This window comes from Pedobacter riviphilus (genome assembly GCF_014692875.1).
Classification (GTDB): domain Bacteria; phylum Bacteroidota; class Bacteroidia; order Sphingobacteriales; family Sphingobacteriaceae; genus Pedobacter; species Pedobacter riviphilus.
In genome coordinates this window covers 2,230,858-2,245,064 of the sequence record NZ_CP061171.1, presented here as the reverse complement: position 1 = coordinate 2,245,064, position 14,207 = coordinate 2,230,858, and the positions used below count along the sequence as shown (strand labels likewise).

Sequence of the window (14,207 nt, the reverse complement as noted above, 5' to 3'; positions counted from 1 at the left end):
GCACCGTTAGCAACGGTTTCATGCAGCTCGTGATTTATTCTGGTTATAAAATGAACAAAGAATACATTACCAGCGTATTTTGTATCAATAAAGAACATCCCGAATTGCATTGTGATGGACAGTGTTTCCTGGCCAAGAAGCTAAAAGAGCTTGAAGGTAAAAATAAACAGGCTCAGGAAAATCTGAAAAGAGTTGCAGAGGCTGAACCAAGGTTTCAGACAATAGCAGTAAATCACCATCTTCCTTATTTTATTATTACTTCAGAAAACCTTTACATCGAAAAACCGGTTAAAGATCTTTCCATCTCTATTTTTCATCCACCGAAAGCGGTTTAAGTAAATTCCTTTTTCTGGATCGTCACCTTGGATTTATTTCAGGGTCTATCACATTTTTAGTTATAAGATGCCGAATTGAATTCTGCATGACGAGTCCTATTAGAATTCTTTAAAATTTATTTATCCAATTTTCTTAAAATGAAATTATCACAATACTTTTTGGCATTGTTATGCCCTATTATACTATTATCTTCTTGCAAAAAAGGCGCCGATGAAGTTACAGCAGATACTAAATCTTCTTTCTCAATTGAATTCGAAAACCAGGTAAATGGAAGTCCGCTGGTTCTAAATACCACCACTTACAAAAATGCTAAAGGCGAAGATTTTAAAATCAACGTATTTAAATACTATGTAAGCAATATTAAATTAAGCAAGGCAGATGGAACAACTTATTTAATTCCAGAGAGTTATTTTTTAATCGATGCATCTAAAGAAGAATCTACCAACATTACGCTAAAAGATGTGCCAACGGGTGATTATACCAAAATTGAATATACAATCGGCGTAGATTATGCCCGTAATTTTGCTGGTGCGCAAACCGGCGCTTTAGATCCAATCAACGGCATGTTCTGGACATGGAACAGCGGCTACATATTTGTTAAACTAGAAGGAACTTCGCCACAATCGCCAGCAACAGGAAATGCACTTACTTTCCATATCGGTGGCGTTACCGATCCAAATAATACAATCAGAACATTTGCTACAGAAATTAATGCTGCAAATCCACTTCGTGTAAGAACAGATGGTAAGCCAAACATGCATTTCAAAGTAAATGCGGCCGCGTTATTCACAGGTAAAACTGATATTAGTTTCTCTACCTTATATCTCACCATGGGTGGTGCCAATTCTGTAATTGTTGCCAACAACTATGCAAATGGTTTATTCCGGTTAGATCATATTCACAACTAAATGTTAAGGAAAATGACAGTCTTCGCAATGCTTTTTTTAAGCATTGCGTTGATGTATGCCTGTAGCAAGAGTGAAGAAGAAGTAACTCCGGAAGAAAAGAAAATTACCTTTTCAGTTCCTTCCAACTTTCCTGCTCCGGTATACAATTTCGAAGACAATAAATTAAGTAATGCTGGTTTTGCACTAGGCAAAAAAATATTTTACGAAGCCAGATTATCGGCAGATAAAAGTGTTTCTTGTGGAAGTTGTCACCAGCAATTTGCTGCCTTTACACAGCTTGATCATAAAGTAAGCCATGGCGTAAACAGCTGCCAGGGAAAGCGGAACACCCCACCCCTTTTCAATCTGGCCTGGCAAAAAGCTTTCTTCTGGGATGGTGGTGTAAAAAATATCGAAACATCACCATTAAATGCCATTACCGATGCCTGCGAAATGGGTACCGATATACAAACCATTGTTGCCTTCCTAAAAAATACGGCGCCATATCCTGATTTGTTTAAACAGGCTTTCGGTTCAACAGAAATCAACTCACAGCTGATTTTAAAGTCGATTGCTCAATTTACAGCAGTATTAGTTTCAGGCAATTCGAAATATGATAAGGTGATGCGTAAAGAAGGTGGCATTTCTTTTACCTCTACAGAGCTGGCTGGCTATAACCTGTTCAAAGAAAAATGCACCTCTTGCCATGCAGAGCCATTTTTTACAGATTTTTCTTACCGAAGTAATGGCCTGGATCTGCTAAGTGCAGATGAAGGACGTTCGCACATTACAGGAGTAGCTGCAGACTTTGGAAAATTCCGTGTACCTACCTTACGCAACATAGAATATACCAGTCCGTACATGCACGATGGGCGTTTTTACAGTCTAGATGAAGTTTTAGAACATTACAATTCTGGCATAAAAGCCTCCACAAATCTTGATGTGCAATTGAAAACAGGTATCCCATTAAATATAACAGAAAAGGAGCAGATTAAAGCTTTTTTAAAAACATTAACAGACAATGAATTTATCAAAAATACACTATACAGCGAGTCGTAAATTATTGATTTTAGTTTTCGTTCTCATGAGCAGCCAGGTTATCGCTTGTGATATATGTGGCTGTTTTATGGGGATTACTCCATATTATAACCGAAATAGTATTAGCCTTTTGTATCGCTATCGCTCATTTAGTGGTTACGAAGGACAATCGCACTCTTTGTTTCCGAATGGAGGAAGTTTCTTTATCCCGGCACGAAGTCAGGATTCGCCGATAACTAATCACAATGGTAATCCTGATGACTATGAGCTTTACCGCTCCTTAGAAATAAGGGGGAAATATTTCATCAATAGCAAACTCGAAATCAATGCTATTTTACCTTATGTTTCCAATAGTGAGCGCTACAACGGATATACCTCTTCTATCTCAAGTGTTGGTGATATTAATCTATATGCGGGCTATCACCTGGTTCAGAAACTGGAAGATAATTTCAAACAACAGTTAATTGCCGGAGCAGGGATAAAATTACCAACAGGTAAAAACGACTTCAAAAATACAGCAGGTATCCGTTATTCCTCACTCATGCAGGCTGGAACCGGAAGTACCGATGGCTTTGTATACCTCAACTATATGGTGGGTTTGGGTAAATTTGGTGCTAGCCTGAACACTTCTTACAAGGTTAATGGGACCAACAGCCGCGATGAAGGTATTGCCAACAGCACCACCAGTTTCCTGAATATTTTTTATACCCAAAGAGTTGGTAAAGATGTTCAGGTGATGCCTTCTGCCCAGTTTTTTTATGAATATTCTGGTGGAGAAAAGTATAAAGGTCAAAAAACCGGAGAACATGTAATGAATAACCTAATGGGGGGCGTAGGTATAGATGTTTTTTATAAAAATATTGCTTTAAACGCTGGAGTACAAAAGAATATCTGGGAAGCCGAAACCGATCACCCGATGAGTGCAGGAAAGGCTTACGTTGGAATTACTTATAATTTTTAAATTACAGCATATGAACAGATTAAATATTGCAATGCTATGTTTTATAACGGTTTTGTTTATTTCCTGCAAAACAGAACCTGATGCTAAAGCAGTCCGTCAAGAAGTGCTCAATATCCATGATAAACTGATGATTGATGGCGAGAAAGTAATCAGGAATAAAATGAAGTTAGACACGCTCCTGGTTTCAGATCAGATTAAACTTTCTCCAGATTCGACTAAACAAAAGCAAAAAATTAGTGACTTAATTACACGGTTAAATGCTGCTGATGAAAAAATGATGGATTGGATGCATTTCTTTAAAGATGATTTTAAAGGGAAAACAGAACAAGAAGACCTGGAGTATTACAAAACTGAAATGATCAAAATCAGGGCAGTTGAGGATAGCTACATTAAGGTTACCAGAGAATCTGATTCATTGATAGCCATATATCAAGTTAAATAAATTAGTCTACAAGTCGGAGGTCCGAAGTTTGGCAAGCGAAATATCAAAAACATCAGTATTCGGATTTCTGACTTTTAATAATGAAACATGAAAAAATTAATTCTTCTGGTAATCCTACTTGGATTGATCACAATAACGCTAAAATCAAATGCAAATCCGATAATCGACAAGCAAAAAAACAAACTCATCGATTCGGTAAAGAAAGTACAGGTAGATCCCGTTTGCAAAATGAAGGTGAAGGCTGGTGCTTCAAAAAATGCCGTGTACAATAACGTTACTTATAATTTTTGTTCAGAAAGCTGTAAGCAAAAATTTGTGGCTGAACCTGCAAAGTATGTCAAAAAATAAGTCGGGGCCTAAAGATCGAAGTTAAAAACTACGGAGTCAAATTGTTTGAACATCCAGGTCACTATCTTCGGACTCCCACCCTCAGACTTTTCCAAACAATTAACGTTCTAGACTAAATTACATTGTATATTTACATTTTTAAAATAACATCATGAATAAAATCATTGCTTATTTAGCTACATCCCTGCTAGCTGTTTCTATATTTAGCGCTTGCAAACAAGAAAGAACACTTCCATTTTATGGCGAGCGTCATGCCGAAACTGTTAGAGATGCGGCAGGCATAGAGAAAATTGATACTGTTTACCAAACTATTCCAAATTGGTCTTTCCTGAACCAGGATAGTGTGGTAACAACAAACAAAGCAACTGATGGCAAAATTTATGTAGCCGATTTCTTTTTTACTTCATGTACAACTATCTGTCCTACCATGCACCGAAATCTTGCGAAGGTTTTCAGCGAATTTAAACTCAACCCCGATGTGATGTTTGTATCACACACAATCGATTTTAAATATGATAAACCAAGTGTTTTAAAAAAATATGCGCAAAAACTAGGTGTAGATGGACCGAAATGGCTATTTCTTTATGGTAGCAAGGATAGCGTTTATACCTTGGCAGAGAAAAACTATTTAGTTGCTGTGGGTGAAGATAGTACAGCAAAAGATGGCTATATTCATCAAGGTTATTTGGTTTTAATAGACAAAGACAGGCATATCCGCGGGGCTTACGATGGTACTAAGGAAGATCAAGTAGAACAATTAATAAAAGATATTCCGGTTTTATTAGCAGAATACAATAAATAGAGCTATAACTTAACCGTCATTTTAACTGAAGTACAGCGAGATGACGGTTTCCTTTACAAAACACCCATGCGCAAGTACATTATCAATATTATATTTTTTCTTTCCCTGGTTGCCATCATTGTTTCCTGCCAAAACCAAGAAACAATTGATCTGCAAAATTATATGTCGAATGGAAAAGATATCTATAAAGCCAAATGCCAGAACTGCCATGGCGAAAATGGTGAGGGATTGGGCCAACTTACACCTCCCCTAACTGATTCTGTTTTCTTAAAAGCAAACAAAACACATTTGGCCTGTTTTATCAAAAATGGAGCGAACGAAGCTTTGATCATTCATGGTAAAGAATATAAGGAAAAAATGCCCGCTTTCCCCGAGCTAGCTGATATTGATGTAGCACAGGTGGTGGTTTATATCACCAATTCGTTTGGCAACAAGCAGGGATTTGTACCTTACTCGCAGGTTTCAAAAGATTTACAGAATTGTAAATAGGCTGGTTCTAATTATTTTCTATTTCGGCTATTTTTCTTTTACTGAGTACGTCACCCTGAATTTATTTCAGGGTCTTAAATATTAATACAGATGCTGAAATAAATTCAGCATGGCGATATCAAGAGATAAATCTTCCTATTCTTTGTACCTTTATGCTTAAAAAAAACCATCTTTGCACAAAATGCAGGTTGTTCTATCGCTGTTTCGGGTAAAATCGGAAGAGAGGAAAGTCCGGGCAACACAGGGCATCTCGCTTTCTAACGGAAAGGGGTTCAGGAATGAAAACCTGAATTACGGATTAGTGCAACAGAAAATATACCGTCTCGGCTTTAACCGGGATAAGGGTGAAAACGTGCGGTAAGAGCGCACGAGCATTACAGGCGACTGTAGTGGTTTGTAAACCCCGAGAGTTGAAAGACCAAATAGGCTAACGTCCCGACTTTACGTCGGGATAAAGGGCTGCCCGTCCGATGTTAGTGGGTAGGTCGTTAGAGATAAACGGCAACGTTTATAGTGGATAAATGATAGAAATCCTGAGCAATCAGGAAACAGAACCCGGCTTATAGACCTGCATTTTTTTTATTCACTTAATAAAATATTTTTTGTTTCGTCGAGTTTGGCCACTTCTTCTTCACCCAAAACAGGAAACTTCAGATCAAGGCTTTTTAATTTATCTTGAATAATTTCGCTTACTGCCAACCGTGCAAACCATTTTTTATCAGCTGGTATGATGTACCAAGGCGATTCTGCTGTGCTTGTTTCGTTAATTGCATCCTGATAGGCTTCCATATACTTATCCCACAAGGCCCTTTCTTTAATATCGCCAGACGAGAATTTCCAGTTTTTAGTAGGATCATCAATACGTTCTAAAAAACGTTGTTTTTGTTCATCCTTGCTCACATTTAAAAAGAACTTTAAAATTACAGTTCCATTAGCCGTTAGATGCTCTTCAAAATTTTTGATACTCTTATAACGCTGTTGCCAAAAGCTTTTATTGATCTTTTTAATATCATTAAAACCTGGGATATTTTCACTTAAAATATATTCGGGATGCACTTTACAAACCAAAACGTTTTCATAATGCGAACGGTTATGAATGCCTATTCTACCGCGTTCCGGCAAAGCTTTATAATGTCTCCACAAAAAATCATGCTCATATTCTTCAGGTGTAGGTACTTTAAAACTATATACCTGGCATCCCTGTGGGTTTAGTCCACTCATTACATGCTCAATTGCACTATCTTTCCCAGCAGCATCCATCGCCTGAAAAATAATCAGAACAGAATGCTTTCCAGATGCATATAATTTCTCCTGTAAATGGTCTAGCTCTATTTTCGAATTCACCAATGCATCTTTAGCTTTTTCTTTGTTATAACCGCCGGTAAAATCTGTTTTATGGTTTTTTAAAGAAAATTTCTTATCGCCCTGTACAATTAATCCTTTAAATTCGTTTTTCATAATCATGTATTGTTTTAGATAAATCGATGCATCAATAAATTAAATATAGAACTAAAAAATAAGTAAATTAAATACGTTAATTTGCATATAGAGTTTTTTATATTTAACGCCACAGCTTTTACCTAAAGATCATTCTATTCAGTATGTTTAAAGAGATAAAAAACAAGTACTTACGTTATTCGATAATAGTTTTATTTTTTATAATAATTTTCTTTTCTGCCCTTCAACTAAACTTTTTGTGGCTTTTTGGCTATTCACCAAGTGTTCGAGACATCAAAGCACCTACCCTTCGTGTGGGTTCAGAGCTCTACACTGCCGATGGAAAACTGATTGGCAGGTACTTTAAAGAAAACAGAACGCCTGTAAATTATAATGAAATTGCGCCAAGTGTAGTGCAAGCTCTGGTTGCTACTGAGGATGTTCGTTTCTACAAACACTGGGGTATTGATGTGCAAGCGGTTGGCCGTGCAGTTGTTGGTTTAGGAAAAGATGGAGGTGCAAGTACCATTACGCAACAATTGGCAAAAAACCTTTATCGTACGCGTTATAATAAATCGCAGGGATTGCTGATCAAAATACCTTTGGTAAGAACTTTAATTGTAAAATTAAAGGAATGGATGACTGCTGTAAAGCTAGAATCCAACTATTCCAAGAACGATATTATCACCATGTACCTGAATACCGTTTCTTTCGGTAACAATACCTATGGCATAAAAACAGCCAGCCGAATTTACTTTGATAAGGAAGCTAAAGATTTGTCCACGACAGATGCAGCCATGCTTGTGGGGATGCTAAAGGGTACAACGTTATATAATCCAACCAAAAATCCGGCAAAAGCTTTAGAAAGAAGAAATGTAGTGCTTGCACAGATGAACAAGTACAAGTACCTGAGCAAAGATAGTTTAACTGAATTATCAAAGGAGCCTATTAAACTAAAAGAAGGTAAAATGCAGGATGGTAGCGATGGCGACTCTTATTTAAGGGCTGCTGTAGCAAAATATTTAGAGAAATGGTGCACTGATAATGGTTACGACCTTTATGAAGATGGATTAAAAATTTACACGACTATCGATTCTAAACTTCAAAAATATGCTGAGGATGCAGTTGCTGATCAGATGAGGATCTTGCAGCGCAGGTTTTATAGTGTGTGGGGTAACGAAGATCCCTGGTATGATTCTGAAAAGCAAAAGGTTGATTATCCAGATAGAGCGATGAAAAATTTACCAATTTATGCGCTTTTGCAAAAGAAATTCCCTAACAATCCTGATTCTGTTACTGCTTATTTTAATAAGAAGAAAAGAATGCAGATTTTTACTTATAAAGGCGATCGAGATACTTCCTTCTCTACTTTAGATTCGATCCGTTATTATGGGAAAATCATGAATACCGGAATGATGACCATGGAACCTGCAAGTGGTAAAATTAAGGTTTGGGTTGGTGGTATAGACCATAAGTTTTTCAAATACGATCACGTTAATCAATCTAAACGTCAGGCAGGTTCTACTTTTAAACCATTTGCTTATTTAACAGCTTTAGAACAAGGCATGAGCCCTTGTGATAAATTTACCGATAAACCTGTTAAAATTGCTTATCAGGATAAAGGTCAAACGAAATACTGGGAGCCAAAAAACGCCGATTACAGTGTTTCATACCGCGAAATGAGTTTAAGGTGGGCAATGGCAAAATCGGTAAATACCATTACTGCCCAGGTAACCGAAAAGGTGGGCTGGGATAATGTTGTAAAATATGCACACGAGTGTGGAATCGACAGCCATTTAGAATCTGTACCATCAGTAAGTTTAGGCTCAAACGATGTTACCGTTTACGAAATGGTAAAAGCCTACGCTACCTTTATGAATAAGGGGATTAAAACTGATCCTATTTTAGTGGAGAAAATTACCGATCAGGATAACAATGTAATTGATGAGTTTAAACCTAAAACAAAAAGAGTTTTAACAGAAGAAATTGCCTGGTTAATGACTTATATGTTCCGTGGTGGCATGGAAGAGCCAGAAGGTACATCGCAGGCATTATGGGAATGGCCAGATCTGTTTAGAAAAAACAATCAAATTGGCGGTAAAACAGGTACTTCTTCTGATTATGTAGATGCCTGGTACATGGGGCTAACCAAAGATCTGGTCACTGGTGTTTGGGTAGGTTGTGATGAAAGAACTGCACACTTTAAAAACGGTGAACAGGGAGAAGGCTCAAGAACAGCTCTACCTATTTTCGCTAAGTTTATGGAAAAGGTATACCTCGATCCAAGTTCAGGTTATACTTATGGCCCGTTTCCAAAAGCGACTGTTAATATTACCAGAACCTACAACTGCCCTAGCCCGCGGATTATTAGAGATACCACATCAACGGATAGTTTAGCGGTAGATTCTACAGATTTTACTGTGCCTGAAACACCAGAAACAGTGATTCCCGTAACTGTTGAACCCGAAGTAAAAAAGGAAGAAAATAAAACTGAACCCGTTCAAACGCCCCCAGCAGCTACTGTTCCTTTAACTAAAAAGGAAGAAAGAGAACTGAGAAGAAAACAGCGCCAGGAAGAAAAAGAAAGGAAAAAGAACGAGAATAATCAGCCCTAGTTTTTATTGCAGTAAATAAGCCTGATATATCACCTATCTATGCTTTTTAGTAGAAAAACGTTTAAAAAATGTTAAAATTTTAATACTGTTTTAAACAATTACTATTTTTATTTTCCAGATCTCTTACAATTCATTTTCGTAAATTATTGAACTTTATTACTAAAACCACACATATGAAAATAGGCTCTACTTTATTAAAGCGATATTCTTCTTTATTGCTCCTGCTTATTCTTTCTTCTTCAGTTCAGGCCCAATACTTCGGACAAAACAAGGTAAGGTATAAAAAACTCGACTTTAAGGTTTTGCAAACACCCCATTTTGAGATTTATTACTACATCAAAAACGAAAAACTTTTAAAACGTTTTTCGCAAGATGCCGAAACCTGGTACAAAATGCATCAGGAAGTTTTTAGAGATACTTTTTTAAAGAAAAACCCTATTATTCTATACAATAACCATCCCGATTTCCAGCAAACAACAGTACTTAACGGTGAAATTGGAATTGGTACCGGCGGGGTTACCGAGGCGCTAAAAAACAGGGTGATTATGCCTGTTATGGAACTGAATAGTCAAACAAGGCACGTTTTAGGTCACGAGCTTGTCCATGCTTTTCAATATCACCTTTTGCTCGAAAAAGATTCGATTAGTTTAGAAAACGTTGGCCAAACACCACTGTGGATGGTTGAAGGTATGGCCGAGTATCTTTCAATAGGGAAAAAGGATGCATTTACATCCATGTGGATGCGCGATGCGATGTTAAACCGTGATATTCCCTCGCTTAAAGATTTAACAAACTCAAATAAATATTTCCCTTACCGTTATGGTCAGGCATTTTGGACCTACATAGGTTCCCAATACGGCGATACTACCATTGTTCCATTATTTAAGAATACCGCAAAATACGGTTACGAAAATGCCATTAGGTATACTTTCGGATACGATGATAAAACATTATCGGGTTTATGGAAAAATTCCATCGATGCGCACTATAAACCAATGTTAAAAGCAGATAGTTCGCAGATTAAAATTACGGGTACAAAAATCATCGACAATAAAAACGCAGGCAATATGAACGTTGCCCCTGCCCTTAGTCCAGATGGGAAATACTTAGCCTTTATGTCTGAAAAGGATCTTTTTGGTATAGATTTATTTCTCGCAGATGCTAAAACCGGAAGAATTATCCGAAAGCTAAGCAGTCAGATTTCTAATGGTCACATTGATGATTTCAACTTTATAGAATCAGCCGGTGCATGGTCGCCAGATAGTAAACAATTTGCTTTTAGTATCTTCAGTCAGGGTAAAAATCAGATGATGATTATCAATGTTTCAAACGGAACTACAGTTTCTCAAACAGCGATGGATCAGGTTCAACAGTTTGGTAATTTAACCTGGGCGCCAAATGGAAAAGATATCGCTTTCTCGGGGATGGTTGAAGGACAGAGTGATATCTTCTCTTACAATTTAGACACTAAAACAGTTACCCAAATTACTAACGACGTATATTCTGATTATGCACCGAGTTACTCACCTGATGGTAAAAAACTGGTGTTTTCATCAGATAGAGCAGCAATCCAGGCCAACGTAGTTAATGCGGTTTTGCCGATAAACCTTGCCATTTACGATATTGCATCTAAAACGGTGAGTAATTTAGATGTTTTTCCCGGAGCGAATAACCTAAATGCACAATTCTCTTCAAATAGTCAAAATATTTATTTCCTCTCGAACAGAGATGGATTTAGAAATTTATACAAATACAATTTAGTAGATAATACTGTTGATCAGTTGACCGATTATTTTACTGGAATTAGTGGGATTACTGAGTTTTCGCCTGCAATTTCTGTCTCTACAACTGATGATATTGTGTACAGCTATTATCGTTACCAGCGTTATACCTTGTATAATGCTAAACTAAGTAGCTTTAAAGCGAAACGAATAGGCAACCAGGAAGAGAATTTTGATGCCGCTATCCTTCCTCCAATGGAAAACATTGGGGTAAACATCATCAATTCTAACTTGAATAATTTTGACCGTTTCGAAAAAACAACGGCCGATTCGATGAAAACGGTACCTTACAGACCAAAATTCAGGTTAGATTATTTAGCCAATAGTGGCGTTGGTGTTTCTACCAGCCGTTTCGGAACGGGTGTTTCAGGAGGTATTGTAGGGATGTTCAGCGACATATTAGGAACTAATCAGATTATAGCAAATATTTCTGTAAATGGTGAAATTTATGATGCCGGTGGATTAGTGGGCTACATTAATCAGAAAAGTAGAATAAATTGGGGTGCTGCCGTTTCGCACATTCCATATGTATCTGGTTTTAGGTCTTACGGCTATGAAAATGTCCCAACAGGAGATAATACAAGTATTAAAGCCTTGGCAGACAGAACAGATATTATTAGAACTTTCGAAGATCAGCTTCAGATTTTCGGGGCTTATCCATTTAGTAAAATACACCGTTTTGAGTTAGGCGGTTCATTTTCGCACTATAGTTACAGAGTTGATAGATATAGCAATTATTACAATTCGGTAGGTAATTACATAGGTTCAGACAAAAGCAGAATTTCTAACGATGTTGCTTCTCAGGATTACGGCATTCCTTTTAATTCTTTTACCTTGTATCAATTAAACGCTGGTTTTATAGGCGACAACTCAATCTTTGGTCTTACGGGTCCACTTGATGGTTTCAGATACCGTGTGAGCGGTGAAAAATATTTTGGTACTTATAATTTTGCCGGCGTAACAGCAGATCTTCGTAAATATTGGAGAGCTAAGCCCGTAACCTTTGCAGTAAGAAGTTATAACACCTTAAGAATTGGTAAAGATGCAGATAGGCTTTACCCGATGTATCTTGGTTATCCTTATCTGATTAGAGGTTACGAATCAAACTCAATTTACAAAAGCACTTCGGCCCAATCATCAGAATCTTTTGATATTAACCAATTAACAGGAAGTAAAATAGCTGTTTTTAATTTTGAAGTCCGCTTACCATTTACAGGTCCTAAAAAATTGGCTGCAATACCTTCTAAGTTTTTATTCTCAGATCTAAATTTATTCTTCGATGCTGGTATAGCCTGGACAAATGATACCAAAGTGAAATTTAAAAGTGAACCAACATACACTACCGAACCTGTTTTAGATGCAAATAAACAACCAGTTTTTGATGATAAGGGGAAACCAGTTACTTATCAGGCTACAACAGAACGTGTACCAGCAATGAGTGTTGGTGTATCGGTAAGAGTAAATATTTTTGGTTATTTTGTATTAGAACCTTACTATGCCATCCCTTTCCAAAGAAAAGATGTTAAAACTGGAGTATTCGGTTTAACATTTGCGCCAGGATGGTAAAAAATGAATGAGAGATTAATTAAATGACGGAATAAATAAATCTCTTATGAATTAAATAAATAACAAATAATAATGATTGCTTGAATGATTGGGTGTTGATGATCCCTATCATTCAAGCATTTTTTATAGGTAGATATTTATTAATTATTATTTCTAATTCGATCTGCAAAATATTAAGGTTTAAAAATCGATTAAGATAAACTTGTAAATGATAGTTTTACCTGATTGGAGGTATTTCTACGCAAAAGAATATTTTCGAAATCAAGGCCTATAGTTAAATCAATCCAATCTGGATTACAAGATCTTACCAAACGCTCTTTCTGCATGCGTGTAAAGCGGCTAATTGATTTAAAACGAACCAAAGCTTGTGCTTCTGTTTTAAACTCTTCAAAATAAACCAGGCGGGTTAATTGCTGCCCATTATCAAAAAATAAGTTTGGCATCTGTTTGTAGAAATCCAGTGTCTTCATTAAATCAGAGCTCATGCCCACGTGCATACTTGTACGATTTCTGTCGGTAACGATATAAACAAACTTTTTCATGATCTTATGTTTAAAACTTAAAACTAAACTATTTAGTATACTCTCTTGCAATTCAAAATAATATTACTAACTTTATGAGCATAAAATTACTAACTATTTTAGTAATTCCAAATTTATTTTAAAATTTATTTTTATGTCAAATATTTCAAATAATTTAAAGTACCTCAGGAAGAAAAAAGGCCATACACAGCAAAATTTCGCTGATATTATGGAAATCAAGAGATCGCTCATCGGGGCTTACGAGGAAGACCGAGCGGAACCTAAATATGATTTGCTAAAAAAAATAGCCGAATACTTTGATCTTACCATCGATGAATTCATCAATGAGAAAATATCTGACAGCTGGAAACCTAAGCCAAAAAGCCAGGGATCTAACCTCAGGGTACTGAGTATTTCTGTTGATCAGAACGATCGCGAAAACATCGAATTGGTTCCGGTTAAAGCGAGTGCCGGTTATTTGAACGGTTTTTCAGATCCTCAATATATTAGCGACCTGCCTAAATTTCAACTCCCCTTAGCTGCATTAAGACAAGGCACCTTTAGGGCTTTTGAGATTATGGGCGATAGTATGTTGCCTGTTCAACCGGGCAGTGTAATTATTGGTGAGTACCTTGATAACTGGAATGAGGTAAAAACTGGTGAAACATACATTGTGATTAGTAAAAATGAAGGCGTAGTATATAAACGAGCAGGTAACCGTTTCAGGGAGAATAAAGATTTGAAATTGATATCAGATAATAAAGTATACGATGCTTATACCATTGCTGCCGATGATATCCTCGAAATCTGGAAAGCCAAAGCCTATATATCAACTTCATTGCCTGAGCCTGCACCAGACCCAACAATGGAAACCCTGACACAGATGATGGCGCAAATGCAGAAATCAATCTCTCAGCTAAATAAAAATTAACAATTTTTAACAAGGGCCGATTAAACCGTTTGCGTTTTTATGTATCTATTGAT

Annotated in this window: 13 protein-coding genes and 1 other RNA gene; 12 read left to right on the top strand and 2 right to left on the bottom strand. The window is 36.8% G+C overall.

Translation table 11 applies throughout. The features are described from left to right. Window positions 1–50: 50 nt before the first annotated feature. From H9N25_RS09125 to rnpB, 9 genes are all read left to right on the top strand, one after another. Window positions 51–335, top strand: a complete 285-nt coding sequence (locus H9N25_RS09125; RefSeq protein ID WP_190328671.1) for a hypothetical protein — start codon at window positions 51–53, stop codon at window positions 333–335. 138 nt (window positions 336–473) lie between these two features. Continuing rightward, on the top strand, window positions 474–1,244 hold the full coding sequence (locus H9N25_RS09120) for an MbnP family protein (RefSeq protein WP_167294401.1): 771 nt from the start codon (window positions 474–476) through the stop codon (window positions 1,242–1,244). A 12-nt stretch (window positions 1,245–1,256) separates the two neighbouring features. After that, window positions 1,257–2,282, top strand: a complete 1,026-nt coding sequence (locus H9N25_RS09115; protein ID WP_223833682.1) for a cytochrome-c peroxidase — start codon at window positions 1,257–1,259, stop codon at window positions 2,280–2,282. Beyond that, entirely contained in the window at window positions 2,245–3,222 is a 978-nt protein-coding gene (locus H9N25_RS09110; protein WP_190328670.1) for a transporter, read from the top strand. Before H9N25_RS09115 ends, H9N25_RS09110 begins: the two co-directional genes overlap by 38 nt. A 10-nt stretch (window positions 3,223–3,232) precedes the next feature. Beyond that, window positions 3,233–3,664, top strand: coding sequence for a hypothetical protein (locus H9N25_RS09105; RefSeq protein ID WP_190328669.1), 432 nt, complete (start codon window positions 3,233–3,235; stop codon window positions 3,662–3,664). A gap of 87 nt (window positions 3,665–3,751) precedes the next feature. After that, window positions 3,752–4,012, top strand: a complete 261-nt coding sequence (locus H9N25_RS09100; protein WP_190328668.1) for a YHS domain-containing protein — start codon at window positions 3,752–3,754, stop codon at window positions 4,010–4,012. Between the two features lie 151 nt (window positions 4,013–4,163). Further along, the gene (locus H9N25_RS09095) at window positions 4,164–4,814 is read left to right on the top strand and encodes an SCO family protein (RefSeq protein ID WP_167294397.1); all 651 of its coding nucleotides are present in this window, start codon (window positions 4,164–4,166) and stop codon (window positions 4,812–4,814) included. Between the two features lie 66 nt (window positions 4,815–4,880). Further along, window positions 4,881–5,303 (top strand): c-type cytochrome, encoded by a 423-nt coding sequence (locus H9N25_RS09090; protein WP_190328667.1) that lies wholly within the window; start codon window positions 4,881–4,883, stop codon window positions 5,301–5,303. 180 nt (window positions 5,304–5,483) lie between these two features. Next, window positions 5,484–5,882, top strand: an RNA gene (gene rnpB / locus H9N25_RS09085) — RNase P RNA component class A. Here the strand turns inward: rnpB and H9N25_RS09080 are convergent. Further along, window positions 5,883–6,761, bottom strand: coding sequence for a polyphosphate kinase 2 family protein (locus H9N25_RS09080; RefSeq protein ID WP_167294395.1), 879 nt, complete (start codon window positions 6,759–6,761; stop codon window positions 5,883–5,885). A gap of 143 nt (window positions 6,762–6,904) precedes the next feature. Here H9N25_RS09080 and H9N25_RS09075 point away from each other — a divergent pair, with 143 nt between their 5' ends. Continuing rightward, window positions 6,905–9,355, top strand: a complete 2,451-nt coding sequence (locus H9N25_RS09075; protein ID WP_190328666.1) for a transglycosylase domain-containing protein — start codon at window positions 6,905–6,907, stop codon at window positions 9,353–9,355. 173 nt (window positions 9,356–9,528) lie between these two features. Continuing rightward, entirely contained in the window at window positions 9,529–12,702 is a 3,174-nt protein-coding gene (locus H9N25_RS09070; protein WP_190328665.1) for a peptidase MA family metallohydrolase, read from the top strand. A gap of 191 nt (window positions 12,703–12,893) precedes the next feature. Here H9N25_RS09070 and H9N25_RS09065 read toward each other — a convergent pair whose 3' ends face one another. Next, window positions 12,894–13,244 carry a GIY-YIG nuclease family protein gene (locus H9N25_RS09065; protein WP_190328664.1) on the bottom strand — a complete coding sequence of 117 codons (351 nt, stop codon included), beginning with the start codon at window positions 13,242–13,244 and terminating at the stop codon, window positions 12,894–12,896. Between the two features lie 133 nt (window positions 13,245–13,377). Here H9N25_RS09065 and H9N25_RS09060 point away from each other — a divergent pair, with 133 nt between their 5' ends. Then, on the top strand, window positions 13,378–14,154 hold the full coding sequence (locus tag H9N25_RS09060; protein WP_086546492.1) for an XRE family transcriptional regulator: 777 nt from the start codon (window positions 13,378–13,380) through the stop codon (window positions 14,152–14,154). The last annotated feature ends 53 nt before the right edge of the window (window positions 14,155–14,207 follow it).

Excerpts from the sequence above, each read along its gene's own strand:
- H9N25_RS09125 (WP_190328671.1), top strand. The coding sequence starts at position 51 with ATGAACAAAGAATACATTACCAGCGTATTTTGTATCAATAAAGAACAT.
- H9N25_RS09120 (WP_167294401.1), top strand. The coding sequence starts at position 474 with ATGAAATTATCACAATACTTTTTGGCATTGTTATGCCCTATTATACTA.
- H9N25_RS09115 (WP_223833682.1), top strand. The coding sequence starts at position 1,257 with ATGACAGTCTTCGCAATGCTTTTTTTAAGCATTGCGTTGATGTATGCC.
- H9N25_RS09110 (WP_190328670.1), top strand. The coding sequence starts at position 2,245 with ATGAATTTATCAAAAATACACTATACAGCGAGTCGTAAATTATTGATT.
- H9N25_RS09105 (WP_190328669.1), top strand. The coding sequence starts at position 3,233 with ATGAACAGATTAAATATTGCAATGCTATGTTTTATAACGGTTTTGTTT.
- H9N25_RS09100 (WP_190328668.1), top strand. The coding sequence starts at position 3,752 with ATGAAAAAATTAATTCTTCTGGTAATCCTACTTGGATTGATCACAATA.
- H9N25_RS09095 (WP_167294397.1), top strand. The coding sequence starts at position 4,164 with ATGAATAAAATCATTGCTTATTTAGCTACATCCCTGCTAGCTGTTTCT.
- H9N25_RS09090 (WP_190328667.1), top strand. The coding sequence starts at position 4,881 with ATGCGCAAGTACATTATCAATATTATATTTTTTCTTTCCCTGGTTGCC.
- H9N25_RS09080 (WP_167294395.1), bottom strand. The coding sequence starts at position 6,761 with ATGAAAAACGAATTTAAAGGATTAATTGTACAGGGCGATAAGAAATTT.
- H9N25_RS09075 (WP_190328666.1), top strand. The coding sequence starts at position 6,905 with ATGTTTAAAGAGATAAAAAACAAGTACTTACGTTATTCGATAATAGTT.
- H9N25_RS09070 (WP_190328665.1), top strand. The coding sequence starts at position 9,529 with ATGAAAATAGGCTCTACTTTATTAAAGCGATATTCTTCTTTATTGCTC.
- H9N25_RS09065 (WP_190328664.1), bottom strand. The coding sequence starts at position 13,244 with ATGAAAAAGTTTGTTTATATCGTTACCGACAGAAATCGTACAAGTATG.
- H9N25_RS09060 (WP_086546492.1), top strand. The coding sequence starts at position 13,378 with ATGTCAAATATTTCAAATAATTTAAAGTACCTCAGGAAGAAAAAAGGC.